At 64.1% G+C, this 25,144-nt stretch carries 26 protein-coding genes; 10 read left to right on the forward strand and 16 right to left on the reverse strand.

Features of this window, described 5'->3' with window-relative positions; translation table 11 throughout:
• Positions 1-88 precede the first annotated feature (88 nt).
• On the reverse strand, positions 89-1,492 hold the full coding sequence (locus RQ479_RS03815; protein WP_376704157.1) for a PLP-dependent aminotransferase family protein: 1,404 nt from the start codon (positions 1,490-1,492) through the stop codon (positions 89-91).
• Between the two features lie 105 nt (positions 1,493-1,597).
• On the opposite strand from RQ479_RS03815, the gene RQ479_RS03820 reads away from it, so the two are divergent.
• Positions 1,598-2,506 carry a DMT family transporter gene (locus RQ479_RS03820; protein WP_376704158.1) on the forward strand — a complete coding sequence of 303 codons (909 nt, stop codon included), beginning with the start codon at positions 1,598-1,600 and terminating at the stop codon, positions 2,504-2,506.
• Positions 2,507-2,548: 42 nt separating this feature from the next.
• On the opposite strand, the gene RQ479_RS03825 is transcribed toward RQ479_RS03820, so the two are convergent.
• Positions 2,549-4,003, reverse strand: coding sequence for an MFS transporter (locus RQ479_RS03825; RefSeq protein WP_376704159.1), 1,455 nt, complete (start codon positions 4,001-4,003; stop codon positions 2,549-2,551).
• A gap of 140 nt (positions 4,004-4,143) precedes the next feature.
• Between RQ479_RS03825 and RQ479_RS03830 the strand changes: the two genes are divergently transcribed.
• Positions 4,144-5,037: a LysR family transcriptional regulator gene (locus tag RQ479_RS03830; protein WP_376705862.1), complete on the forward strand. Its 894-nt coding sequence runs from the start codon at positions 4,144-4,146 to the stop codon at positions 5,035-5,037.
• 20 nt (positions 5,038-5,057) lie between these two features.
• On the opposite strand, the gene RQ479_RS03835 is transcribed toward RQ479_RS03830, so the two are convergent.
• Genes RQ479_RS03835 through RQ479_RS03845 form a run of 3 tightly spaced genes read right to left on the reverse strand, consistent with a single transcriptional unit; the run spans position 5,058 to position 7,497 of the window.
• Positions 5,058-6,098, reverse strand: coding sequence for a zinc-dependent alcohol dehydrogenase family protein (locus RQ479_RS03835; RefSeq protein ID WP_376704160.1), 1,041 nt, complete (start codon positions 6,096-6,098; stop codon positions 5,058-5,060).
• A 33-nt stretch (positions 6,099-6,131) separates the two neighbouring features.
• Positions 6,132-6,782, reverse strand: a complete 651-nt coding sequence (gene maiA / locus RQ479_RS03840; protein ID WP_376704161.1) for a maleylacetoacetate isomerase — start codon at positions 6,780-6,782, stop codon at positions 6,132-6,134.
• 4 nt (positions 6,783-6,786) lie between these two features.
• Positions 6,787-7,497 (reverse strand): fumarylacetoacetate hydrolase family protein, encoded by a 711-nt coding sequence (locus tag RQ479_RS03845; protein WP_376704162.1) that lies wholly within the window; start codon positions 7,495-7,497, stop codon positions 6,787-6,789.
• A gap of 209 nt (positions 7,498-7,706) precedes the next feature.
• Here RQ479_RS03845 and RQ479_RS03850 point away from each other — a divergent pair, with 209 nt between their 5' ends.
• Positions 7,707-8,390 (forward strand): response regulator transcription factor, encoded by a 684-nt coding sequence (locus tag RQ479_RS03850; RefSeq protein ID WP_292662956.1) that lies wholly within the window; start codon positions 7,707-7,709, stop codon positions 8,388-8,390.
• A 93-nt stretch (positions 8,391-8,483) separates the two neighbouring features.
• On the opposite strand, the gene RQ479_RS03855 is transcribed toward RQ479_RS03850, so the two are convergent.
• The 3 genes from RQ479_RS03855 to RQ479_RS03865 all read right to left on the reverse strand — a co-directional run bounded on the left by RQ479_RS03855 (position 8,484) and on the right by RQ479_RS03865 (position 11,590).
• Complete coding sequence (locus RQ479_RS03855; protein WP_376704163.1) at positions 8,484-9,029, reverse strand: hypothetical protein; 546 nt, start codon at positions 9,027-9,029, stop codon at positions 8,484-8,486.
• A 70-nt stretch (positions 9,030-9,099) separates the two neighbouring features.
• Positions 9,100-10,440: a hybrid sensor histidine kinase/response regulator gene (locus tag RQ479_RS03860; RefSeq protein ID WP_376704164.1), complete on the reverse strand. Its 1,341-nt coding sequence runs from the start codon at positions 10,438-10,440 to the stop codon at positions 9,100-9,102.
• Positions 10,441-10,450: 10 nt separating this feature from the next.
• Positions 10,451-11,590 carry an FIST N-terminal domain-containing protein gene (locus RQ479_RS03865; RefSeq protein WP_376704165.1) on the reverse strand — a complete coding sequence of 380 codons (1,140 nt, stop codon included), beginning with the start codon at positions 11,588-11,590 and terminating at the stop codon, positions 10,451-10,453.
• A gap of 415 nt (positions 11,591-12,005) precedes the next feature.
• Here RQ479_RS03865 and RQ479_RS03870 point away from each other — a divergent pair, with 415 nt between their 5' ends.
• A complete protein-coding gene (locus tag RQ479_RS03870; RefSeq protein WP_376704166.1) occupies positions 12,006-13,028 on the forward strand; it encodes an acyltransferase family protein in 1,023 nt (340 codons plus the stop codon).
• A 17-nt stretch (positions 13,029-13,045) separates the two neighbouring features.
• Here the strand turns inward: RQ479_RS03870 and RQ479_RS03875 are convergent, their stop codons facing one another.
• On the reverse strand, positions 13,046-13,534 hold the full coding sequence (locus RQ479_RS03875) for a GNAT family N-acetyltransferase (protein ID WP_376705863.1): 489 nt from the start codon (positions 13,532-13,534) through the stop codon (positions 13,046-13,048).
• A 32-nt stretch (positions 13,535-13,566) separates the two neighbouring features.
• A complete protein-coding gene (locus RQ479_RS03880) occupies positions 13,567-14,331 on the reverse strand; it encodes a copper homeostasis protein CutC (RefSeq protein ID WP_376704167.1) in 765 nt (254 codons plus the stop codon).
• Between the two features lie 225 nt (positions 14,332-14,556).
• Here RQ479_RS03880 and RQ479_RS03885 point away from each other — a divergent pair, with 225 nt between their 5' ends.
• A complete protein-coding gene (locus RQ479_RS03885) occupies positions 14,557-15,000 on the forward strand; it encodes an SRPBCC domain-containing protein (protein ID WP_376704168.1) in 444 nt (147 codons plus the stop codon).
• 119 nt (positions 15,001-15,119) lie between these two features.
• A complete protein-coding gene (locus tag RQ479_RS03890; RefSeq protein WP_376704169.1) occupies positions 15,120-15,575 on the forward strand; it encodes a carboxymuconolactone decarboxylase family protein in 456 nt (151 codons plus the stop codon).
• A 28-nt stretch (positions 15,576-15,603) separates the two neighbouring features.
• Here RQ479_RS03890 and RQ479_RS03895 read toward each other — a convergent pair whose 3' ends face one another.
• Positions 15,604-16,512: a LysR substrate-binding domain-containing protein gene (locus tag RQ479_RS03895; protein ID WP_376704170.1), complete on the reverse strand. Its 909-nt coding sequence runs from the start codon at positions 16,510-16,512 to the stop codon at positions 15,604-15,606.
• Between the two features lie 127 nt (positions 16,513-16,639).
• Here RQ479_RS03895 and RQ479_RS03900 point away from each other — a divergent pair, with 127 nt between their 5' ends.
• Genes RQ479_RS03900 through RQ479_RS03910 form a run of 3 tightly spaced genes read left to right on the forward strand, consistent with a single transcriptional unit; the run spans position 16,640 to position 18,716 of the window.
• A complete protein-coding gene (locus tag RQ479_RS03900) occupies positions 16,640-17,143 on the forward strand; it encodes a nuclear transport factor 2 family protein (protein WP_376704171.1) in 504 nt (167 codons plus the stop codon).
• Between the two features lie 56 nt (positions 17,144-17,199).
• Entirely contained in the window at positions 17,200-18,183 is a 984-nt protein-coding gene (locus RQ479_RS03905; RefSeq protein WP_376704172.1) for an alpha/beta hydrolase, read from the forward strand.
• Positions 18,180-18,716 (forward strand): nuclear transport factor 2 family protein, encoded by a 537-nt coding sequence (locus RQ479_RS03910; protein ID WP_376704173.1) that lies wholly within the window; start codon positions 18,180-18,182, stop codon positions 18,714-18,716. Before RQ479_RS03905 ends, RQ479_RS03910 begins: the two co-directional genes overlap by 4 nt.
• A gap of 51 nt (positions 18,717-18,767) precedes the next feature.
• Here RQ479_RS03910 and RQ479_RS03915 read toward each other — a convergent pair whose 3' ends face one another.
• A complete protein-coding gene (locus RQ479_RS03915) occupies positions 18,768-19,199 on the reverse strand; it encodes a cupin domain-containing protein (RefSeq protein WP_376704174.1) in 432 nt (143 codons plus the stop codon).
• 68 nt (positions 19,200-19,267) lie between these two features.
• A complete protein-coding gene (locus RQ479_RS03920; protein WP_376704175.1) occupies positions 19,268-20,098 on the reverse strand; it encodes an AraC family transcriptional regulator in 831 nt (276 codons plus the stop codon).
• A gap of 90 nt (positions 20,099-20,188) precedes the next feature.
• Between RQ479_RS03920 and RQ479_RS03925 the strand changes: the two genes are divergently transcribed.
• Positions 20,189-21,388, forward strand: a complete 1,200-nt coding sequence (locus tag RQ479_RS03925; RefSeq protein WP_352468741.1) for an amidohydrolase — start codon at positions 20,189-20,191, stop codon at positions 21,386-21,388.
• Here RQ479_RS03925 and RQ479_RS03930 read toward each other — a convergent pair.
• From RQ479_RS03930 to RQ479_RS03940, 3 genes are read right to left on the reverse strand one after another with little or no spacing between them, the layout of a single operon-like run.
• Positions 21,366-23,585 carry a xanthine dehydrogenase family protein molybdopterin-binding subunit gene (locus RQ479_RS03930; protein WP_376704176.1) on the reverse strand — a complete coding sequence of 740 codons (2,220 nt, stop codon included), beginning with the start codon at positions 23,583-23,585 and terminating at the stop codon, positions 21,366-21,368. The two genes, RQ479_RS03925 and RQ479_RS03930, sit on opposite strands and share 23 nt — an antisense overlap.
• Positions 23,582-24,571, reverse strand: a complete 990-nt coding sequence (locus RQ479_RS03935) for an FAD binding domain-containing protein (RefSeq protein ID WP_376704177.1) — start codon at positions 24,569-24,571, stop codon at positions 23,582-23,584. The genes RQ479_RS03930 and RQ479_RS03935 overlap by 4 nt, the downstream gene beginning before the upstream one ends.
• Positions 24,568-25,053, reverse strand: coding sequence for a (2Fe-2S)-binding protein (locus tag RQ479_RS03940; protein ID WP_352468744.1), 486 nt, complete (start codon positions 25,051-25,053; stop codon positions 24,568-24,570). The genes RQ479_RS03935 and RQ479_RS03940 overlap by 4 nt, the downstream gene beginning before the upstream one ends.
• Positions 25,054-25,144 lie beyond the last annotated feature (91 nt).

Here is a 25,144-nt window from a genome sequence, read left to right on the forward strand (position 1 = left end):
TCTCGAAACCACCATCATATGACTCGTCAGAGCGAATTTCGAAACGGTCTCCGAGGACACGGCCTCAGACAGGTGCGCGGCAGCGCAATCAACGCGACATCGCCTCTTCAAGCGCCCTGAAAATCCGGTCGTCTCCCGATTGGGCGACGTTGAAGCGCATGTAACGGCTGGCCGACCGGGACAGGCTGAACGCATTGCCGGGCGCAAGCACGACATTGGCCGTCAGTGCGTGGCGGGCGACATCCGCGGCATCTATCCCCTCCGGCAGCCTGCACCATAAAAACATGCCGGCGGGCTGATCTATCCATGGCACGATGCCGATCGCCCTGAGGCGGGTGCTGGTTTCTTCCATGGCGCGCGAGAGCCGCGCGCGCAGCAGGTCGACGTGCTTGCGATAGAGGCCATCCTTCAGCAGCGTCAGTACCAGTTCGGATGCAAGCCGACCGCTGCCAAACGATGTGGCGATCTTGAGATCGGTCAATCCTTCTATCCAGTCGCGAGGAGCGGCGATGAAGCCGCAGCGCACCGATGCCGACAGCGTCTTGGAAAAGCTTCCGATGTGGATGACCCGGCTGAGGCCGTCGAAGGCCGCCAGCCTGGGCGCGGGCGTGTGTTCGAAATCGGCGAAGATATCGTCCTCGATGATCGTCAGCCCAGACTGGTCGGCGAGCTTCAGCACCCGATGAGCAACGACCGGCGACAATATCGCGCCGGTCGGATTGTGCAGCGCCGAATTGGTGATGTAGAGGCGCGGCCGGTGCTCGTTCAGCGCCTGCGCGAACAGTTCGATGTCCGGACCCGAGCGCGTGTAGGGGACGCTGATCACCTTGGCCCGATGGGCGCGCAACAGGGCATGGAAGTTGAAATAGCAGGGATCGTCGACCAACACCGTGTCACCCGGTTCGAGCAGGAACCGGCACAGCAGGTCGATCGCCTGAGTGCCCGACTCCGTCAGCATGATCTGGTCCGGAGAGGCTTCGATGCCGTGCTCGGCCATGCGCCGCGCCAGCAGATGGCGCAGCGCCGGCAACCCGAGCGGCGTGCCGTAGTCGGTCAGCGCGGCGTCGTCGGCGCGGGCCATCGTCCGCAGCGCCCGGCGCAATCCGGCCTCGGGCATCCATGCGGCCGGCAGCCAGCCGCAACCCGGTTTCAGGACGCCGTCGCCGGCTTCCAGCGATTGGCGCGAGACCCACAGCGGGTCGACAGCACGGTCAAGCCTGGGGCCGATCTCGGCCAGCGACAGCCGAGCCAACTGTCCGGCGGCATAGAAACCCGAGCCTGGCCGCGAGCGGATCATGCCTTCCGCCGCTAGACGCTCATAGGCTTCGACCACGGTGGACTTGGAAACCTGCATGGCCTTGGCGAAAGCCCGGATCGAAGGCAGCCGCATTCCCGGTGTCAGGCTGCGCGCGGCGATCCTGTGCCTGATCGTCGCCATGACGCTTTCGACAAGCGTCCGGCTGCCCTCATCTGTTGTCGTCTGCTCATCCATCCGTACTGCTCAGTCTACCATGACGGTTTTGTCAAACTGTACCTCATTGTCTCTGGCGGAGCCATACGCCCGGCCCGATAGAGGGCGAAAACGAGCGGGGCATCGATGGACAAGGCGGCGAGTAGTTGGGCGGCGAGTGGTTGGGCGGCGAGTAGCTGGGCGGCGAGTGGCTGGGTCAACGGGTTCATAGGCGTGCTGATCTTCAGCGGTTCGCTCCCGGCGACGCGCGTGGCGGTGATGGATTTCGATCCGGTGTTCGTAACGGTCGCCCGTGCGGCTTCGGCGGGCATCCTCGGCCTGGCGCTGCTGCTTCTCTTTCGCCAGAAGCGCCCGGAGCGGCGAGATCTGTTCCCGCTGGCGATCGTGGCGCTTGGCGTCGTGGTCGGCTTTCCCCTGCTGACGGCGCTGGCGCTCAAGCACATCAATTCGGCTCACTCCATCATTTTCGTCGGCCTGTTGCCGTTGGCGACCGCGATCTTCGGCGTGGTTCGAGGCGGTGATCGCCCGAAGCCGGCGTTCTGGCTGTTCTCGTGCCTCGGCAGCGGCCTTGTTGCCGGTTTTGCAGTCACGCAAGGCCTGTCGGTCTCGCCGCTCGGCGACATCTTGATGCTGGCCGCCATCATCGTGTGCGGATTGGGCTATGCGGAAGGAGCGGCGCTGTCGCGTAAGCTCGGCGGTTGGCAGGTGATCTCGTGGGCGCTGGTGCTGTCGCTGCCGGTCATGTTGGCGCTGACGTTCATCACCATGCCGCCGTCGCTCGGAAGTGCCGGCAGGGGCGCCTGGATTGGCCTGGCCTATGTTTCGCTGTTCAGCATGCTGATCGGTTTCGTGTTCTGGTATCGCGGCCTGGCGCAAGGCGGCATTGCCGCGGTCGGGCAGTTGCAACTGCTGCAGCCCTTCTTCGGCCTGGGGCTGGCGGCAGCGCTGCTGCATGAGCAGGTCAGTCCCGCGATGATCGCCGTCACCGCCGCCGTCGTGCTTTGCCTCGTCGGTGCCAAGAGATATGCGAGATAGGTGCGCCAGCTGCCGGAGTTGCATGCGAACCGGGTGGAATCCTCAAGGATGCTTGGCAACGATATCTGTTCGCCCGGCAGTGGTGCGGGCTGAAAATACCGCAAGGATCAGCGCCATCAGCATCAGGCCCGTCGCCACCTGGAAAGTGACCTGCATCCCTCGTGCCGCTGCCGCAGGCGCCAACACTGCCAAGCCAGTGCCTTCCCCAGCCGATGCGAAGGCGAACACCGCGCCCATCACCGACGCACCGGTGATCAGGCCGAGATTGCGCGACAGATTGAGCAGGCCGGAGACGACGCCGCGCTGGTCGGATGCCACATCGGTCATCACGGCTGAATTGTTGGAGGTCTGAAACAGGCTGTAGCCGGTGCAGACGATGATGATCGGCACGACATAGCCGGCAATACCGAATTCCGCCCGCGACAGAGCAAAGGTACCGATAGCGAGATCGAACAGGCCGACGATCATCATCCGGTTCGCCCCGAAACGATCGACCAGGCGTCCGGCCGGCAGCGCCGCCAGTGCGGTAACCAGAGGGCCGGTCGACAGAACCAGCCCGACCATGGCAGCGTCCAGCCCGAGCGCGCGCGACAGATAGAATGGCGCGACCACCAGCGTCGCCATCATCACGGTGGCGACGATCAGGCTCATGACGAGGCTTGCGTTCAAGGCGCGGTCGCGGAACCTGGCAGGCTGGATCAAAGGGTTCTCGGCCCTTGTCTGAGCAATAACGAACAGCAAGCCACCCATGGCGGCGGCAATCAGCAAGCCGACATTGAGAGAACCAAAACTGCCGCGTCCAAGGGTCATGGCGAGCGCATAGGCGGCCAGCGTCAGCGCGAGCAAAGCCGTGCCGATGCCGTCGAAACCGCGCCGATCCGGTTCCGCTGTCCTTTTTCCGGCCGGCAGGACGCGCCAGGCGAGCGCGAAAGCCAGCGCCCCCAATGGCAGATTGATGAGGAAGATCGCGCGCCAGCCGAGGCCGGCGATCAGCAGTCCGCCAACCGAGGGGCCAAGCGTGGTGCCGATCGCCGACATGGCGCCGAGCAGGCCCATGGCACTGCCGGTTTTTTCCCGGGGAACCGAGTCGGCGACAAAGGCCAGCGTCAGAGCCATCATGACGGCCGCGCCGAGCCCCTGTGCCGCCCGCGCGGCGATCAGCAGCCAGAGCGTCGGCGCGAGCCCGCAAAGCACGGATGCGAAGGTGAACAGGGCAATGCCGCCGAGCAATAGCGGGCGGCGGCCGAATATATCGGCGAGCCGCCCGGCGCTGACAATCAAGGTGGTGATGGCGAGCAGATAGGCCAGGACGACCCATTGGACGAGCTGGAACGATGAGCCGAACGCCTGCATCAGCGATGGCAGCCCAACGCTGGCGATGCTGGTGGCGAGCGACGACAGCAGCGTCGAAAGCGACAGGCTTGCCAATGCCCATCGGGTCGAGCGGGCGCTCACCGGGGCAACTTCGTCCCAGGTCTTTTCAGCGGTCGATGCCACGGTGAACTCCTCTGCCGGTAAGCCCCCAATCGGAGCTGTCGGACGCTATTCTCTCGCCTGATGTGGCGGAAGGCGCAGCGTTTGCATCTTAGTCATGCATGAAACGCCACATCGCGGCCGAGCTGTGCTACGGTCCTTCCATGTCGTCGCCCGATCTCAATCTGCTTGTCGCCCTCGATGTGCTGCTGACCGAGGGCAGTGTGGCGCGCGCCGCCGGGCGGCTGCGCCTCAGTCCCTCGGCGATGAGCCGGACGTTGGCGCGGTTGCGCCAGGCGACAGGCGACCCATTGCTGGCCCGGGCCGGCCGTGGCCTGGTCGCGACGCCGCGCGCGCTCGAATTGCAGCAACAAGTGGGCCGCGTCGTGCAGGATGCGGAAGCGCTCCTGCGCCCGGCCAGGCTCCTCGAGCTCTCCGGCCTCGACAAGGTCTTCACGCTGCGCGCCAATGAAAGCTTCGTTGAGGAGTTCGCGCCGCGTCTTGTCGCTCGCATCGAAGCGGACGCGCCCGGCGTGCGGCTGCGTTTTGCGCCGAAATCCGACAAGAACGACATGGCGCTGCGCGACGCTGGGATTGATCTCGAAATCGGGGTTGCCGGTGAACCCGGTCCCGAAATGCGTATTCAGGCGCTGTTTCGCGACCGCTTCATCGGTGCGGTGCGAACGGGACATAGACTGAGCGAGGGCCTTGTGACGCCGGAAGGCTATGCCGCCGGCCGCCACATCAGCGTTTCGCGGCGTGGCCGCGAAAGAGGCCCGATCGACGAGGCCTTGAAACTGCTGGGTCTCCAGCGGACGATTGCGTGCATGGTTTCCAGCTTCTCGGCCACGCTCGCCATGGCGCGCGCCTCCGATCTGATCGCCAGCGTCCCCGAACGGCACACGCAAGGCGCGCGCGCATGCATGTACAGCTTCCCGTTGCCGGTCGATGTTGCCGAGGTCACGATCTCGATGCTCTGGCATCCGCGGCTCGACGCCGATCCGGCGCAGCGTTGGTTACGCGCCTGCGTGCGGGAGGTCTGCGCCTTTCTCCGCTAATCCAGGGTCGGGTCGCTGATCTAGAATCGGGTCACCACGCCGATGCCGATGCCTTCGAAGCCGCCCATCGCCATCAATGCGGCCGGCGCCTCTTCGAGGCTGATCTTCTTGCCGACCAGCAGTTCGGGTTTAAGCTTGCCGGTGCGGATCATCTCCATCATCGCCTGGTAGCGGAAGGCCTGCATGCCATGGCTGCCGCGGATCTCGAGCTCGAAGGCGATCACTTTGTCCATCGGTATCTGCGGCCGGGCGTGCTCGCCGAGCATCAGGCCGACCTGCACGTGGCGCCCGCGGCGGCGCAGGTTCGCGATCGAGTTGAACGAGGTTGTCGGGTGGCCGAGCGCGTCCATCGACATATGCGCGCCGCCATCGGTGATCTGCTTGACCGCCTTGACCACGTTCGGCGTCTTTGCGGCATTGATCGTCGCCACCGCGCCGATCTTTTTGGCGAAGTCCAGCTTCTCGTCGGTGAGGTCGATGGCGACGACATTGGCGCCCATGGCGCTGGCGATCATGATCGCCGACAGGCCGACGCCGCCGCAGCCATGCACGGCCACCCATTCGCCTGGGGTCACGCGGCCCTGATCGACGATGGCGCGGAACGAGGTGACGAAGCGGCAGCCGAGGCTGGCGGCAGTGGCGAATTCCATCTCGTCGGGCAAGCGCACGAGATTGGTGTCGGCATGGTCGATGGCGACATATTCGGCGAACGATCCCCAGGCGCTGAAGCCGGGCTGGAACTGATGCTCGCAGACCTGGTGGTTGCCCGAGGTGCATTCGAAGCAGCGACCGCAGCCGACGGCAAACGGCACGGTGACGCGCTCACCGCCCTTCCAGCGGGTCACCTGGTTGCCTGCGGAGACCACGACGCCGGCCAGTTCGTGGCCCGGCACATGCGGCAGGCGGATACCGTCGTCGTGCCCCATCCAGCCATGCCAGTCGCTGCGGCAGAGGCCAGTCGCCTCGACCTTGATGACGACGCCTTCCGGCGAAGGCGTCGGATCCGGCACCGTCTGGATCGTCGGCGCCTCGCCGAATTTTTCGAAGACGACGGCTTTCATCGGCAGTTCCTCATCACTTCACGCAATTTGCGGCTATTCGGCATCGATTTGGTTCTCCGGCGCGGCCTTCTGGAACGCCGGCAGCGCCATGCAGGCGGCATTGATGCGCGAGATCGTCGGATAGGGCGTCATGTCGACGCCGAAGCGGGCATTGCTGGTGACCTGTGCGATCAGGCAGATGTCGGCCAGCCCCGGCGTGTCGCCATGGCAGAATGTCTTGGTCTCGGGCGAGGAAGCCAGAATCTTTTCAAGCGGCTGGAAGCCTTCGTTGACCCAGTGCCGGAACCAGTTGACGACATCCTGGTCGCCGGCGCCGAACAGTGTGCGCAGCGAGGTCAGCACGCGCAGATTGTTCACCGGATGAATGTCGCAGGCGATCATCTGCGCCAGCATCCTGACGCGGGCGCGGCCAGGCGCATCCTTGGGCAGCAGCGGCGGCTCAGGCGTGGTCTCGTCGAGATATTCGATGATCGCTAGCGATTGCGTCAGCAGCGTGCCATCGCTGAGGACCAGCGCCGGCACCAGCCCTTGCGGATTGACCGCGAGGTAGGCGGGATCCAGATGCTCGCCGTGGCGCAAATGATGCGGCACGTAGTCGTAGGCCAGGCCCTTCATCTCCAGCGCGATTCGCACCCGGTAAGAGGTCGAGGAGCGGTAGTAGTTATGGAGGACGATGTCGCTCATCGGATCACGGGCTCGGTTGGCCGATGGTCAGTTCGATTTCGCCGATGCCGTCGACGGCACCGGTGATCTTTTCGCCCGGCCCAACGGCGCCGACGCCAGCCGGTGTTCCGGTGAAGATCAGGTCGCCCGGCCGGAGTTCTACCGCCTCGCTGCAAATCGAGACGATGTCGGGAACCGGCCAGATCAGTTCGGCGAGATCGCCGTCCTGCCTGATCTCGCCGTTGACGGCGAGCCAGATGCGGCCCTTTTCGGGATGACCGGATTTTTGCGTCGGGACCAGCGGGCCGCAGGGCGCTGAACGGTCGAAGGCTTTCGACCAGTCCCACGGCCTTGCCGCCTTTTTCGCCTCGTCCTGAAGGTCGCGGCGGGTCAGGTCGACGCCGACGCCGTAACCCCAGACATGGTCCAGCGCCCGTTCGCGCGGTATGCGAAAGCCGGCTCTGCCGATCGCGACGACCAGCTCGATTTCGTGATGCAGGTTTTGGGTCAGCGGCGGGTAGGGGATCGTCGTGCCCGAACCGGCTACTGCGTCGACCACTGCGTCGCCCGGCTTGGTGAAGAAGAAGGGCGGGTCGCGCTCATCATTGCCGAGCTCGCGGGCATGGGCGGCGTAGTTGCGGCCGACGCAGAAGATCCGGCGCACGGCAAAACGCTCCGGCGAGCCGGCGACGGCTACCGACGGGGTTGCAGGCACGGGAAGGACGAAGCCGGTCATGCACGTCTCTGTTCAGCGGATCTGTCCGCGGCACATTCGGCCGATTTGGGCGGACGGGCAAGGCATTGGATGGCGGAAGAGCCAGGCCTGTCGCATGGCGCCGCGGAAATCATGGGCACATTCTGCTTTAGCAAGCCAGGATGGCAATGTACTATTTGCCAATAAGCTGGCCATGGTTGCAGGACTATTCTAGGCCAGACCAAACCGAAATGAAGCTGATGACCGATCGCGCCAGGTTCCTGATCATTGACGACCATCCGCTGTTTCGCGAGGCGCTGCACAGCGCCGTGCAGATGGCCTATCCGGAGGTCGACACGGTAGAGGCGCGCTCTATTGCCGAGGCGCTCGAGCTTCTGACGGATGCCAAGCCGTTCGATTTGGCGCTGCTCGATCTCAGTATGCCCGACGTGCATGGCTTCGACGGACTGCTGCAGCTCAGGACGCGTTATCCGCGCCTGCCGGTGGTCATCGTCTCCGGCTATGAGGAACCGAAGATCATTTCCGAGGCGCTGTCCTACGGTGCGGCAGGCTTCATCCCGAAATCGGCGCGCAAGAGCGACCTTGCCGCCGCCATCCGCTCGGTGATGGAGGGCGCGATCTATGTTCCTGGGAGCTATGAGGGCCGGCCGCCCGACGCCAACAGCACCGACCGCGCCGAGATGGTGCAGCGCCTGGCCACGCTGACGCCGCAGCAGCTCAAAGTGCTGCAGATGCTGCGCCAGGGCCTGCTCAACAAGCAGATCGCCTACGAGCTGCAGGTCGGCGAGACCACCGTCAAGGCGCACGTTTCCGAAATCCTGCGCAAGCTCAATGTCTACAGCCGCACCCAGGCGGTGATCGAGGTCTCGAAGCTCGACAATGCCGAGCTGTTTCGGGACCATGCGGGGTTTTGAGAGGGCTCGCTAAAAAGCGCACCGTCACCGTAGTCGACCGCACTCGTGTCACCGCAATCGGACTAGCCACGGCTCTCACGTTCCCGACACCAGCTACGCAACCCGCGCCTCTCTAGTCAGATCAAATTCACGCGGCGATTGCTCTGCAGCAGTTAGCCGCTTTCCCGCGTCTAGTAAAATGGCGGCCTGTGGTCCAACGTAGAATGCTTTAATTTTACTAAATTGCTTTTTGAATGCTCTATTAAAAGTTTTCATTAGCTCCTGAGCGAGCGGCGTGTCGGAGACCGTTGCCACGCGGCCATTTATCACAACATCTTCAGTCCATCGCCCACCAGGGGAAAAAGTTACTGTGTCCGGATTGCCAAGCTGATCTAGCGAATACCGGATGCCGGAAGGTGTTTTTATCGGCCTCACCTCAATGGGCACAGCGTGGCCAGTGACAAGAAATGATCGACCGCTAGAAGCCGATTCAGTGGTTGATTGCCCAAGAGCTGGAATTTGCATTCTATTGCTAAAAGAGCCGAACTCCATCTCGGGAAGATGACCCATGAGGATGTATTTTATCGAAATTTCACGTTCTACTGCCTCCAATACGGGAAGAAGATCGTCCTTTACCGCGAAGAAGTGAATCTGCTTCATATGAATTACCGCCTAGGCACAAGTAATGGCTGGAATACGGTGACCCGTGTGCCGGGAAGATACGACCAGTTCAAGCCAGCAGATGTGCCAGCAACGCCCTCAGCTGCGCTGGCTTCAGCGGCTTGCGCATCAGCTCGATGCCGGCGGCGCGGGCGGCCTTGGCGACTGTCTCCGAACCGTCGGCGGTGACGATCAGCGCCGGCACGGCGCGACCGAGATAATCACGGACCTCGGCGATTGTGGTGGTGCCGAGGTCGCCGCCGTCGAGATGCTGGTCGGCTATGACAATATCTGGCAACCAGTCGGTATCGCCAAGCATGTCGAGCGCGTCACCGGTCGAGGTGGCGGGGCGCACCAGGCATTGCCAGCGCTCGAGCAGGGAGGTCATCGCCTGCAGCACGTCGATGTCGTTCTCGACCAGCAGCACCTTTGTGCCGAACAGGCCGTAGCCGCGCGGCCGCTCCATTTCGGCGGTGCTGGCGATTGGATCGGCTGTGTCGCCGATCCCGACCGGAACGTCGATATGGAAAATCGTGCCATGTCCGACCTTCGACGAAAACGTGACGGGATGGCCGAGTGCCGCGGCGATGCGGCGAACGATGGCCAGCCCCAACCCCAGCCCGCCTGCGGCAAGCCCGGCATCCGTCGGGATCGCGCCGCGATGGAATTCCTCAAACACCGCCTCGCGCTGGTCGTCGGGGATGCCGCAGCCGGTATCGGCGACGTCGATGCGGATCGTGTCGCCGCGATGCCTGGTGCCGACCAACACGCCGCCCGAGCGGGTATAGCGCAGTGCATTGGACAGGATATTCTGCAGGATGCGGCGCAGCAAGGTTCGGTCCGAACGAACGAGCGCACTGACCGGCCGGAACTTCAGCGTCAGCCCCTTCATCTCCGCAACCGGCTGAAAATCCGAGCGCAGAGACGAAAACAGCGTCTCCAGGCTGACATCGGTGATGTCGGGCTGCACGACGCCGGCATCGAGCTTGGAAATGTCGAGCAAGGTGCGAAGCAGGTCCTCCATCGTCTCAAGTGATCGCTCGACCTGGCGGACCAGGTTTCTGCCTTCCTCGCTGGTCTGTACTTCGGCAAGCGCCGAGACCGACAGATGCGCGGCGTTCAGCGGCTGCAGCACGTCATGGCTGGCGGCCGCCAGGAACCTGGTCTTGGACAGGTTCGCCAGCTCGGCGTTTTCCTTGGCCGCGTTCAAGTCGATGTTCGACTGCTCCAGCCGGCGCAAGGTCGAATGCAGCTCTTCGGTGCGGCTGCGCACCCGGCTCTCGAGCGAAATGGCGGTCTGGAACAGCGAAAAGGCATTGCCTTGCTGGTCCATGGAACGCTCGACGCGGCTGATCAGCGCGGCGTTGATCTTCTTCAGCCTTTCCAGGTCGTCGATGTTCCTGAGCGGCATCCCGGATTTCCTACTCCGCCGCTTCGGCCGCGTTGCGTTCACCGAAGGCGATGCCGGTGAAGGTTTGGTTCAGATGCATCGAACGGTACTGTTCGCCATAGGTGCCGAAGCCGAGGACGTTGTTGACCTTGTAGAGTTCCGAAATCTCGCGATAGACTTGGCGGTTGCGCGCGTCGAGCCGGCGCAGCACGCAGTCGAAGCCGAGGATCAGGTCGATGCCGCCAAGCCTTTGGCTGACGTCGCTGAGCGCGGCGCGGGTCGCCTCGACCATGTCCTTGGGCTGGGCGACGGCAAGCACGACACCATCGTCGATGGCGCAGAAGAACGACAGCGAGCCGTCCGCGTGCATCTTCTGGATTGAACGGCAGTAAAATTCGCCGCCCACTTTCACCACCACCGGGTGCGAGGCAAAACTCAGTGGTGTCAGCATCTGCGCGACGACGCCGACCGAGGCGGCGTATTCCTCGGCGGCATTGGTGGCGTTGAATTCGCGCACGATGCGGTGGTCGGGATCGGATGCCGTCACCACCAGCTTCTCGTCGGTGGGAACGAAATTGTCGGTCTTGAACACGTGGAAAGGAATTTCCGTGGTGATCAGCACGATGATGGCGCTGTCGGAGGTCACTTTGCCGTTCGAGATCAGCCGCGTTGTCTCGAATTTCAAATCATCGCCAGCCGACCCGCCGATCAGTGGAATATCGTCGAGCCCCCAGTGGATGGCGGAGGTCACCGCTTCTTCGGCATAGGACAGCCCGTCGATCAAGCAGAGCGCGAAAGTGGTGTCGGCTCGCTCGTGCCCGAGGCGCTCGCGTAACGAACGTCTCAGCGCCTCGACTTCGCCGGTAATCCCGTCCATGCCCGATGAGGACAGATTTTCGACCATGGTGCTGGCTGCCGAAAACGATGCGGAGGGAAACAGCATAGCCAGGATCTGGCCTTCCTCCAGCCCTTTGGGCGTTATCTCACCGGCCGTCGAGCAGCCGGCATAGTGGAGCGCCGGCGCGTGGGTCTTCAGCGCTTCCGACAGGGCGACGGCCTCTATGAGACGCTGCGAGAAAAACAGGAGGGCAAACCCGGCGTCGATGGCCACTGCTTCCGCTGCCACCGCCCGGGCGAACGCATCCGCGTCAGATTCGTCGGTGGTGAGCACCGAAAGGCCGCATGCATAGCGCGTCCGTGACTTGGCCAGCGGCTTCCTCCTCCATTTCCTCCGACGCTTTTTTTTGTGCGCGTCTGGCGCGCCGGCGTCGAGGTTATTGTTGTCTTGAAGCGGCGCTTTGGCAATGAGCCAACATGATGGATTTGAAGTTTCTGCCGTTTGACGGTGTCCGCGCAGCCGCTCCCAGACGGAAGGCGACATCGCACCGCGATGGCGGTGGCTGCCGCCAACGCCTGAGACTGCAGACCGTCGGTTTTGGGAAGGGGACTTATTGGCCCCTTTTTGTGCGTCCCGTACTTCGGGCGTGTCGTTATCTCGCACTTGCACAAAATTCTGGTGCGCTGCAATATAGCTGGAGGAATGCGGCCTCCGGCCCGCCTTTCGCAGGTTCAATGAAGGGACCGGCATGACGGACATCTCCGCGACGCGTCTTGTCGTGTCCAGGCCTGTCGCCGATAGCTCGGCAAGAACCAGGCTTGCCTATCTCGACGGCTGGCGCGGCCTGTCGATCGCGCTGGTGCTGATCGGCCATTTCTTTCCCGTTCCCGGCATCAATTTCGGTGTCGTGGGCGTCGAATTCTTCTTCGTGCTCAGCGGCCGGCTGATGGCCGAGATCCTGTTTGTCGAATACTATCCGCTGAAGAAATTCTTCAAGCGCCGGTTCTCCCGCATCTATCCAGCACTGCTGGTTTTCGTCGTCGCCGCGATGGTTGCCTTGTCCGGCACATTCATCGCCTTCAAGTGGAAGGCGGCGCTGACGGCGCTGACGTTCACCTACAACTATGCCGGAATTCTCGTCACCCGTGCCGGCGCGCTCGACCATATCTGGTCGCTCTGCGTCGAAGAGCATGCCTATATCATCCTGGCGCTGATCAGCGTTGTTGTCTCGGGGCGGTCCCGGGTCATCGTGCTGCTCGCCGCATTGTCGGTGCTGGCCATGGCAAACGGCGCCAGTTCCTACTGGGTGCTCGCAATCGGTTACGAGGGCACCTATTGGCGCACCGACGTGCACATCGCCTCGATCCTGCTGTCGGCGGTGATATGCCTGCTCAAGGCCGACGACAGGCTGCCGGCGCTGCTCAAGGGTCCGCATCTCGCCCTGGGGGCCTCAGTCATAGCAGTGCTGCTTTTCATGGCTGCCGTGCCAATCCCGATCCACTATCTGGTCGCGGTGCCGCTCTTAGCGCTCGCCGTCAACTCGCTCGACTTCAGCAGCCGGTACCTGACCGGGTTTCTGTCCTCCCGGCCGATGACGATGCTGGGGCTGTGGTCGTATTCGCTCTATCTTTGGCAGCAGCCCTTTTACCAATTCGTCGACATACAAGGCAGTTCGCCGTGGCTGATGCTGGCGGCGGCGTTCGCTTGCGCGCTGTGCAGCTACTACATCGTCGAAAAGCCGGCCCGCTCCTGGCTGAACCGCAATTGGTAGGACGAGGCGGCTGCCGTTCAGCCGGCGATCCGCCTTGCATAATACCGTACCGCCTTCTTGCCGCCGTGGATTACCGCGTCGCCCACTTCCACAAAGCCGAGTGCGGCATGGAAAGCGTCCGAAGCCGGATTGGGCGGCTCGGCATTGACTTCGCAGGTGACGATCGCCTGGCCGGCGCGTGACGCCTGCTCGAACAGATCCTCATACAGCCGGCGGGCATGGCCGCGGCCGCGCGCTTTGGCGTCGACCACGACACGATCGACATAGACGAAGCGCGGGTAGCGCTGGCGAAACCACAGGAAGTTGGGGCTGTCGTAGCTGGTGTCCTGATGGAACGTCATGATGAAGGCTTCGAGCGCACCGATGCGGCGCGCGTAAAACGCTTCGCCGAGCAGGAAGGAGAGGCGCTCGGGTTCGAGCCATGACAATTCGGCAGCATGCTCGTTGTTGAGCGCGAGGATTGCGGGCTCGTCCTGCGGTGAAACCCGCTCGATCGGCAAACGCATTTCGATCATGTTTTTCTTTCGATCTTCCAGGATCATGTCCGGGCAGCGGCGATGGTCGCCGCCACCATCGCCTCGTCGGTCACGGTGTTGCGGTATTCGCGGTCTAGGTCGGTGCCACCCATGCCGACTTTCGGGTTGCGATAGCGCATAGCGCTCGGCACGTCCTTGAGCGCGGCGAAGTGCATTTCGCCCAATCCGGTTTTCCTCCGCACCTCAGCGATGTTCTCGGGGGCGAGCCCGCCACAGCCGAGGATGATGATACGGTCGCCGGCCTGCCTGACCAGATCGGCGAGCAGGTCGACGCCCTCCAGTGCCGTGTCGCGCTGGCCGCTGGTCAGCACGCGGCCGACCTTGCAGCGGATTAACGCCTCCAGCGCCTCTGTCGGATCGCGCGTCATGTCGAAGGCGCGATGGCAGGTGACGTTCAAGCTCGCCGCCGCCTGCGCCAGTTCGCTCATGCGCTGCTCATCGATCGTGCCGTCGGCAGCGAGGCAGCCGACGACGACACCGGCGACGCCGAGCTCGGCAAGCGCGCGGACATCGGCGAGCATCGAACGATATTCGGCTTCGCTATAGAGAAAATCGCCGCCGCGCGGCCGCACGATGACGTGGAACGGGATCGTCGCTAATTCAAGCGCCGTGCGCACCGTGCCGAAGCTCGGCGTGATGCCGCCCTCGATCAGGCTGGCACAAAGCTCGACACGGTCGGCGCCTGCGGCTTGCGCGGCCAGCAGGCCGTCTATGCCTTCGACGCAGATCTCGATCAGCGGCAGGCGAGGGCGTTCGGTCTCGGTCATGGGCGATCCGTCGATGATTTGGCTGGCCAGCGGTAGCATCGGGTCTGGTGCGATGAAAGCCGGAACTGTTGGCTCAATGTGCTTGCGGGCGCGCCTGCCATTCCGCCGCTTGACACATTCATAACTTAAGCGTTATACGTAACTCATAGCTGATGGGTTATTGGTTCTCATGGAGAGCGCGTTGTTGAATAGCCCAGCCAAACCGCAAACAACGGGTCCGAAGTCATGACTGAAGCAACCACAGTCGAAACCAAATCCATTGTCGTCGAGCGTCTGATTCCGCACGCGGCTGAAAAGATATGGCGCGCACTGACCGTGCCGCATCTGGTTGCCGAATGGCTGATGGAGAACGACTTTGCGCCTGAGCAAGGCCATCACTTTACCTTTCGCGCGACGCCGGTGCCTGGCTGGTCCGGCGTGACGAACTGCGAGGTGCTGAAGATCGAGCCGCCACGCCTGCTCGCCTACAGCTGGGGCGACGGCACCGAATCCGACAGCGGTCTGAAGACAGTGGTGACATGGTCGTTGACGCCCGAAGGTACGGCGACGCGGGTGCGCATGGAGCATTCCGGGTTCCGGTCCGAGGACGAGCGCGGCTACATCGGCATGGGAAGCGGTTGGCCGCGCATTCTCGAGCGGCTTGAGCGGGTGACTGCCTCGCAAAGCTGAAGATCCCGGCGCTCGCCTTGCCGCAACGCGGCGGCCGGCGAACTGACAGAACCAAGAAATATCGAGACCCCGGATGTTCGTCGTCCGGGCTTGAGAAAACACGTCCGAAGGAGACCATTATGCAAGCACGATTGAAAAACCCGGTGATGCTCATTAGCGGCGCCCTGCAGGCGCTGCTGGCGCTGGACAAGTCGACCGAGACTGCCGACCTGTCCTATGTGACGCGCAAGCTCGTCCATTTGCGCGCCAGCCAGATCAACGGATGCAGTGTCTGTATCGATATGCATGCGCGCGAATTGAAGAAGGCCGGCGAAAAGGATGAGCGCGTCTTCACCGTGTCCGCCTGGCGGGAGACACCTTACTTCACCGACGCCGAACGCGCCGCGCTGGCGCTGACCGAGGCGGCAACCCGGTTGGCCGATCGGCCGGATCCGGTGCCGGATGCGGTCTGGGACGAGGCAGCCCGGCACTATGATGAAAAGGCGCTTGCGGCCCTGGTCGTCCAGATTGCCCTGATCAATGCATTCAACCGGCTCAACGCAACTACCAGGCAGATGGTCGGCGCCTGGGGCTGAACGGGGCCGGGTTCCCGCAAAAGCCACATCAGATCCGCAGCTTGTGCGAATTCGCGCGAACGAAGTCGATGAAGGCCCGCAGCTTCGGCGGTACGAGGCGGCGGCTGGGATAATAAAGGTGGAGCGGCTCGTAAGCGGGACAGAAAGGCTCCAGCACCTTGACCAGCGCGCCTGAGGCAACAAGCGGCGCGGCGAGGCCCTCGACCGCGAAGGCGAGGCCAAGCCCCTGCGCGGCGGCATTAATGCACAGCGGAAGCGTGTTCACGACCAGACATGCGTCCGGCGTGAATGCGACTTCACGTCCCTCCACGATGAACTCCCAGGGCGAAATCGTGCGGGTGCGGGTGAGAGCGAATGCGATGCAGCGATGGGCGGCGAGGTCGGCCGGCAGCTTCGGCGTGCCGTTGCGTGCCAGATAATCGGGGCTGCCGACCACGACCATCTGCAGGGGCCCGCCCAGGCGCGCGCCGATCATATCTTTCTCGAGAAGCTCGCCGATGCGCAGGCCGGCGTCGAAGCCCTCGGCGGCGATGTCGACGAAGCTGTCGTCGAAGATCAGGCTAAGCCGCACTTCGGGATAAGCATCCATGAACGACCGCATCAGCGGTTCGATCAGCAGCGGGGCGGCGATCCAGGGCAGGCTGAGGCGCAGCGTGCCGGCGGGACGGTCGCGGGCCTCGCGCAGTGCCGCACCAGCCGCCCGGATATCTTCGGCTGCCGGGCGCACATGATCGAGGTATTGAGCGCCAGCTTCGGTCAAGCCAACGCTGCGGGTCGTGCGGTTGAGCAGCCGCACCCCCAGACGCTCCTCGAGCCCCTTGACCGCCTCGCTCAACGAGGCCGGAGCGACGCCGAGCTCGGCCGCGGCGCGGGTGAAGCTCCTGGCCTCCGCAACGTTTACGAAGGCGACGATGCCGCTGAACTGGTCAAGGCGCATTGTAAGGTTTTTCCAAATAGCCCTGTCGGATTCTACTGGTTTTTCCGGTGAACAAAAGGCCTCATGTTGGATCCGACGAAGGGCCTCGCTGTTGCGATGGCTCGGAACTGGCAAGGAGACAGGACCGATGACCAGGCTCGCTTCACTCGCCGCCGGCGCTCTTCTGGCGGTGTCTGCCGCCCCGGCGAATGCCGGGCCGCTGGAGGACAGCAACATCCAACTCATCAAGGACTATTACGCAGCTTACGCGACCGGAAATCCCGAGGCCGTGCGGCCCTTCCTCGCGCCCGACATCGTGTGGCACATTCCCGGTCATCATCCGCTCGCCGGCGACAAGCGCGGGCCGGACGAGGTGGTCGCCTTCTTCCGCGGCCTGGCCGACGGCAAATTCAAGGCCGAGCCGATCTTCTTCCAGGCGCAAGGCGACCTCGTCGTCGATGTCCATCGCGGCTGGTCGAATGTCGGCTCAGGTCCGGAGATTGACCAGCTCTACGCGCTGACGTTTCGCATCCAGGACGGCAAGATCGCCGAGGCACAGAATTTTTTGACCGACATGTACCAGTCGGACGCCTTCTACTGGGCGCATTACCCGCTGACGCGATTGCCCGGCCGACTGGCTGGCGAGCGTTGAGACGGCGGTCTTATCGCAACGCCGCGCTTCTCGCTCCAATCCAAAGGAGACTTGCGATGCTTAAAACCCTGACACTTGCTGCAGCAACCGCCGTGGCGCTCGCCGCCTCCAATGCCTTCGCCGCACCGCGCATCGAGCGCGTCGCTTTCGCCTCGAACGGTGAGCAGATCATCGGCGAGCTCTATCTGCCGGAGGATCTGGACGCGGCGAAACCTCGGCCCGCGCTGGTCGTGACCGGCGCCTGGATGACGGTAAAGGAGCAAATGCCGGCCCGCTACGCGCGCGAGATGGCCGACCGCGGCTTCGTCGCCTTGACGTTCGATTTCCGCGGCTGGGGCGAAAGCGGTGGCATACGCCGCCAGTACGAGGATCCTAAGGCCAAGACCGCCGACATCGAAGCAGCGGTCGCCTATCTGGCGAGCCGGCCCGAAGCCGATCAGCACCGCATCGGCGGGCTCGGCATTTGCGCCAGCTCCGGCTACATGGTCACCGCTGCGGCCGAAGACACCGCGATCAAATCGGTCGCCCTCGTTGCGCCCTGGTTGCAGGATGCCGAAGTGGTCGAGCAGACCTATGGCGGCAGGGACGGCGTCGCCAAGCTTGAGGCCGCGAGCAATGCGGCAGAGGCGGAATATCGCCGCACCGGCAGACAGGGGTTCCTGCCGGCCGCCAGCCTGACCGACGAGCACGCGATCATGTTCAAGATGCCCTATTACACCGAGCCCGATCGCGGCATGATCCCGGCCTGGCGAAACGAGGCCGATCCGGCCTTCTGGCGCGGCTGGCTGAGGTTCGACGCCATCCAGGCTGCCCCGCGCCTGCACCAGCCCTTTCTGATGGTGCATAGCGAGGCGGCAGCCATTCCGCAGGGTGCGCACAAGTTTTACGCGCGGCTGACCAGCTCCAGGCAGGAGCTGTGGCTCGACAACGTCACCCAATTCGATTTCTACGATCGTGCCGCGCCGGTGAAGGCGGCGAGTGATGCCGTCGCCGCGCACTTCCGCGCGACGCTGGGCAGTGCGGGGGAGGCGGGACAATGAGCCTCGTCACGCGCCGGCAAGTCCTGGTCTCGGCTGTTTCCGCTGCGATGGTTTCCGCCGTCTCGGCGCCCGGCTCGAGCGCTCCGGGAGATGCACTGACGGTCGAAGACAGGATCGCAATCGCCGAGGCGATTGCCGGGATCGGCCTCTATGCCGATCTGCGTGAGTGGAACCGGGTCAGATCCTATTTCGCGGCCCGCGTCACGACCGACTATACCAGCCTTTTCGGCGGCGAGGCGACAACCAGCGACCGCGACGCGCTGATCGCCCTGTGGCAAGGGCTGCTGCCGGGCTTCGACGCCACCCAGCACCTCATCACCAACATCACCGTCGAAGGCGCGGGCAATGACGCGGTTGCACGCAGCCATGTCCGCGCAACTCACTGGATCGGCGGCCGGTTCTGGACGGTCGGCGGCAGCTATCTCCACCGGCTGGTGCGGACGCCGGAAGGCTGGCGCGTCAACGCCATTGCCATCCATCGGTTGTACGAGGAGGGGGATCGCGCCGTTCTGCCGCCGCCGCCGACCGGGTGAAGCGGCGGAGTGAATTCGGACGTTGCTTGCTGCAGTGCCCGACGACCGCAGCTACTGGCGCAATACCGTGTTCTTGGTGCCTTCTTCAACCTGATCGATGACGAGCAGTTTGACCGGATCGGCGCCGACATTGGTCGCTTGATGCCATTGCCCGATCATTTCGATGATGAAATCACCTGTTTGATAGGTGTTGCTCTTGCCGGTCTCGACATTGGTGACCTGAAGCGTGCCGGCCTCGACATAGGCATAGCGCGGAAACGGATGCTTGTGGACCGGCAAGGTCACGCCCGGCGCGATCTGATAGGCCGAGACCAGGACCTGCACGTTCTTCTGCGGCAGCGTGATCGGCTGGCCAGACGCGGTCTCGGTGCGAGAGGCAAGCGGGGTCACGACAACCGGCGTCCCGCTGGCATCGAGCGCCTGGGCGTTGTTTGCAAACAGTGCAGCCGCGAGCAGCAGCGTCGGCGCCAAGATTTTTCGCATGATTCCCCCCGAGCTGCGTCAGCATTGCGCAGCACGCATTGGCGCGCAAGCTGTCTGTTCAGGAGCGCCTATCCCGCTCTTCTGAACATGCCCGGCGTCATGCCATGCATCGCCCGGAATGTACGGGACAGATGGCTCTGGTCGGCGAAACCGGCCGTGATAGCGGCGTCGGCGAGGCCAAATCCCCGCTCGATCAGCGCGCTCGCCCGGCGCAATCGCCGGTCGCGGATATAGGCCGCCGGCGTCAGGCCAATTACCTTGTTGAAGTCGCGGATGACCTGGAACCGGGTCACGCCAGCCGCGCCGGCAAGCCGCTTGAGGTCGAGCTGCGAGCCAAGTTCGCTTTCGACAAGATCGCGGTAGAGCGAAAACCTTCGCCGTGAACTGGAGCTTTCGAGCTCCTCGGGACGCCCGTTCCAATCGCCATGCCGAACGATCAGCCGTCGCAGCGCCACGAGCAGGGACGTCTCGGCCGTCATTGTGTCCGGGGATGTCGAGCCCTGGTGTGCTGCCGCCAACGCTGCAGCAAGACCACTGTCTTGGATAGTCGCGCGCGAAAAGGCCGGAGCGCCATCGCGGCCGAGTTCGCGGGCAAGCGCGGTCATCAGCGGCACCGAAGGATAAAACGTCCGGTAGGCCCAGCCTTCGTCCGCGCCGCGTTCGCCGTCATGCCACTCCTCTGGATTAACGACGGCAATGGCGCCTGCCAGAGCAAGAACGCTTTGACGGCCGATGCGAATCCGCTCGCAGCCGAAGGTGATCAGGGCGATCACATAGGTCGGGTGCGTGTGCAGTTCGTAGCGGTGCTGGGTGAAGCGCGCCTCGAACAGGCCAAGGTCGGGGAAGCACGGATGCCGCCAGTATTTCCCGGTCTCTGCCGCTTCGTTTGTCCTTGCCATGGTCAATCCGGTTCAAGACGCCTCTCGTCCGGCCTTGTATGCCTGGCAGGATCAAATCGCGCCGCCTTTGCCGGCGTGAAAGGAGGCATCATGCTGCATAATGACCCCATCGCCGCGCTGACACCAGACGTCATAGGCTGGCGACACCATATCCATGCCAATCCGGAGCTCGGATTCAATGAATACGAAACGGCGCGTTTCGTTGCAGAGAAACTACGCTCCTTCGGCCTCGACGAGGTGCATGAAGGGATCGGCGGCACCGGGGTCGTCGGTGTCCTGCGCAGCGGTGGTGGCGCGCGCGGCATCGGCCTGCGCGCCGAGCTGGACGCGCTTCCGGTGCTGGAGAAAACCGGCTTGGCCTATGCTTCGAGGAGAGAGGGCCTGATGCACGCCTGCGGCCACGACGGCCACACCGCCATGCTGCTCGGCGCCGCCAAACTGCTCAGTCAATCCCGCACCTTCGACGGCACCGTCATTTTCATCTTTCAGCCCGCCGAGGAGAACGAGGGCGGCAGCATGCGCATGATCGAGGACGGCCTGTTCAAGCGCTTTCCGGTCGAGGCGATCTATGCGGTCCACAACTGGCCGGGCGTCAGGCTGGGGACGATCGCCGCCCGCGCTGGTGCGCAAATGGCGGCCGTGGACAATTTCGAACTGACCTTCGAGGGTCTTGGCGCGCATGCCGCGATGCCGCAGCTCGGCGACGACCCGATCCTGGCCGCCAGCGCCTTCGTGCAAGCCGTCCAGCGCATCGTCAGCCGCTCGGTCGACCCGCAAAGCGCGCTGGTCGTCAGCCTCACGCAGATCCATGGCGGCAATGTCGGCAACATCGTGCCGGGCAAGGTCTGGCTGCAAGGCACCTGCCGCTTCTTCGAGCACGGCCTTTCCGACCATTGCGAGACGCTGATCGGCGAGATCGCACAAGGCATTGCCGCCGCGCATTCGCTCAACGCCAGCGTCGACTACAGGAGGGGCTATCCGCCGCTGATCAACACCGCGGACGCGACGGCCCGCGCCGTCGAGGCGGCGGCATCCGTCGTCGGCCGGGAGAATGTCTTGACCGAGTTCAGCCCCAGTCTCGGCTGCGAGGATTTCGCTTTCATGATCCGCGACGCCGGCGGCTGTTATGCGTGGATCGGCACCGGCGAGGTCGGCCCGGGCGAAGGCCTGCACGGCGACCGCTACGTCTTCAACGACGAGATCGTGCCGACGGTGATGCGCTATTATGTCAACCTCGTCGAGCAGACGCTTCCGCGGGCCGGCCCTTCTACAGCAGTTTTTCCGGCGTGATCGGCAACTCCCGGATCCGCTTGCCTGTAGCGTCGAAGACGGCATTGGCCACCGCAGCGGCAACGCCGGTGGCGCCGAGCTCGCCGATGCCCTTGCCGCCGATCGGGCTGGCATGCTCGTCCACCTCGTCGACGAAGTGGATTGTGATATCGCCGGGAATGTCGGCGTTGACCGGAATGGCGACCCCGGAAAGGTTCTTCGACAGGAACCGCCCAAGCACCGGTTCGTGCCTGCTCTGCTCCATCGCCGCCATGCCCCAGCCCCAGATGATGCCGCCCGTCATCTGGCTGCGTGCGGTGCGGGGATTGACAATGCGGCCGGCGCTGTAGCTGCCGACGGCGCGACGAAGCCTGAGCAGGCCGAGCCCCGGATCGACACCGACCTCCATGAAGATCGCGCCGAAAGTGCGCATGGCGAGGCCTTTGCCATGCTGCGCCGGATCGAACGAGCCGGAGCCGATGATCTCGCCGATGTCGGTATGACTCATCACATCGGCGATCGTCTGACCGCCGGCAGCGCCTTTGCGGCGAATCTTGCCGTCTTGCATCTCGACCTCGTCCGGCAGCAGATTGGCAAGACGGGCAAGCTGCGAACGTGCATCTTCGGCGGCTGCGAGCACCGCCGCGCCCACCCCCATGGTCGATGATGAGCCATAGGTCGGACCCGCCTCCGGCAGCTGTGTATCGCCCATTTCCAACTCGATCTTCTCCATCGGCAGGCCCAGCACGTCGGCTGCGATCTGCGGAAAGATGGTGAGTGTTCCGGTTCCTATGTCCTGGGTGCCGGTGCGGATGAGCACCGTGCCGTCCCTGTGCAGCCTGACCTCGGCTGCAGGCGTCGGGTGGCGGAAACAGCCCATGCTGCAGGTCGCCATGCCGTAGCCGATCAGCCAATCGCCGTCGCGTTGCGGCTTGCGCGGGCGCTCGCGCCAGCCGAACAGGCGGGCGCCTTCCTCATAAGCCTCGCGCAGCTTCTTCGATGACCAGGGCAGGCCGGTGGCCGGATCCGTGTCCGCATGGTTGATCAGACGCAGGTCGAGCGGATCGACGCCCAGGCGGTGGGCGAGTTCGTCCATCGCGCTTTCGAGGGCCCAGGTACCCGGACCCTCGACCGGCGCGCGCAGCGCCGTCGGCATGGCGACGTTTGCGCGCTCGACGCGCTGGCTGAGACGCATGGCCGGCGTGGCGTAGAGACCCTTCGAGGCCTCGGTGGCGAACTCGACGAAATCGTCGGTCACGGTTGTCAGGTTGACCACGTCCTGTTGCACGGCGGTCAGCTTGCCCGACCTGTCCGCCGCCAGCACGATCTTCTGTGCCATGCGCGGCTGGTAGCCGAGGCAGGAATAGGCATTGGCCCGGCTGAGCGCCAGCCGGACCGGGCGCTGCATGATGCGCGCCGCGGCGGCGGCCAGCACCTGATGCGGCCAGATCCAACCCTTGCCGCCGAAGCCGCCGCCGGTATGGCGGGAAATCACGCGGACCTTCTCGGCCGGGATCAAACGGGCGGCAAGCACCTGGCGGACACCATAGACGTGCTGCGTGGCGTCGTGCAGCGTCAGCTCTCCGTCGTTCCACTCAGCGAGCGTCGCCGAGGGCTCCATGGCGTTGTGATGGCGCGACGGCTGCAGGTAGACGGCTTCGACCATGGCGGCTGCGTTGCTAAGCCCGCGGTCGACCTCGCCCTTCGTAAATGTTGGCTCCAGGAACAGAAAGCCGCTCTCCCTCGGCACGACCGCAGCCTTGTCGATGGCGGTCCACTCCGGCGGTGCCGGCAATGCCGGCTCGGCGAACTCGTAGCGCAATGCGACGCGGCGGGCGCCGGCTTCCGCCGCCTCCAGCGTCTCGCCCAGCACAATGGCAAGCGGCTGGCCCTCGTGACGTATCTCGTTGCCCTGCATGGGCATGAAGCTCTGCGCCGCCGGCGGGCCTTCGGCCTGCTGCATCTGCGTATCGGGCTCGGCCCTCGGCGATGCGAACCGGCCGAATTTGGGCATGTCCTCATGCGTGAGCACACGCACGACGCCTTCCTCGGCGAGCGCATCGTCGACGACGATCGACGTCACGCGGCCGGCGGGAACGGGCGCGGTCACCAGCACTGCATGGAGCAGATCGGGAGCAAAATAGTCGGCCGCATAGCGGGCGCGGCCGGTAACCTTGACGCGGCCGTCAGGGCGGGCAACAGGCTGGCTGATCATCATGACGGCGTCCTCGCTGCTCTTTCGATCGCCCGCAAAGCGGCGGTCTTGGCCAGTTCGATCTTGTAGGCGTTCTGCGACAAGGGACGCGCTTCGGCGAAGGATTGCTCGATAGCGGTGCTCAACGCCCCGCGATCGCCGATTTCGGCACCGGCGAGCTGCTCCTCGGCGGCGCTCAGCCGCCACGGCCGCAGCGCGACGGACCCCAGCGCCAGGGCCGCCCGACGGATGGTTTGGCCGTCCATCTCCAGCACAGCAGCGGCGGAGACGATGGCATATTCGTAGGATTCGCGCTCGCGCACCTTGAGGTAAGCCGATCGCGGCGCCGGTGCCGGCAGCTCGATTGCAGTGATCAGTTCACCTTGCTGCAACACATTGTCTGCCTCGGGCCGCGTGTCGGGAAGCAGGTGGAATTCGGCTGCCGGAATGCGCCGGCCGCCACTGCGGTGCGCGGTGACGATGACCGCATCGAGTGCTGCCAGCGCCACCGCCGGGTCGGATGGCTGGGTGGCGACGCAATCCTTGGTCCAGCCGAATATTGCGTGATTGTCGTTGATGCCATGCAATGCCGAGCAGCCGGAGCCGAGCTGACGCTTGTTGCATGGCAACTGCTCTTCGGCACGGAAATAGGCACAGCGCGTCTTCTGCAGCAGATTGCCGCCTATCGTTGCGAGATTTCTCAGTTGCGGCGACGCCGCGTTGAGGATCGCCTGGCTCAACACCGGATAGTCGCGCATGACCAGCGCATGCTGCGCGACGTCGTTGAGATGAGTCAGCGCGCCGATCGTCAAGCCGCCGCCGGGCAGTGCCTCGATCTGATCCAGCCCGTCGAGGCGGGAGATATCGATGATCCGCGTCGGCTCGGCAACTCCAAGGCGCAGCCAGTTGAGCAATTCGGTGCCGCCGGCGAGAAAGGCGCTATCCGGCGCGGCACCTGCCGCGATCGTGTCGCCCAGGCTGTCGGCGCGCGCATAGACGAATGGGGTCATTGGCTCACCCTCCCGGCCGCCGCGCGCACCGCCTCGACGATTTGCGGATAGGCCGAGCAGCGGCACAGATTGCCGCTCATCCATTCGCGGATCTCGGCATCGGAGCCGGTATGTCCCTCCTCGATCAGCGCCGCCGCCGACATCACCTGGCCGGGCGTGCAGAATCCGCACTGGAAACCATCATGATCGATGAACGCCTGCTGCACGGGATGAAGCGCATCGCCGTTTGCCAGACCTTCGATCGTCGTGACCTCGCGTCCCTCGGCGGACACGGCAAGTATCATGCAGGCATTCACACGCCGCCCGTCGAGATGCACCGTGCAGGCGCCGCACTCGCCGAAATTGCAGCCCTTTTTCGTTCCGGTCAGATGAAGCCGCTCGCGCAGCAGGTCGAGCAGCGTGACGCGGGGATCGAGATCGGAAAGGCTGTGATCCTCTCCGTTCACCCGCAACCTCAATAGGTGCCGATCGTGGAAGTTCATGTGGGGTACCTCGAAGCACATGCCGTACTCGCCGCAAGGACTCGTCCAGCAAGCAGCCGCCCACCTGTCGAGACGAAATAGGGCGGGCGAT

This window comes from Mesorhizobium sp. ISC25, assembly GCF_042295465.1.
In the GTDB taxonomy this organism is placed as follows: domain Bacteria; phylum Pseudomonadota; class Alphaproteobacteria; order Rhizobiales; family Rhizobiaceae; genus Mesorhizobium.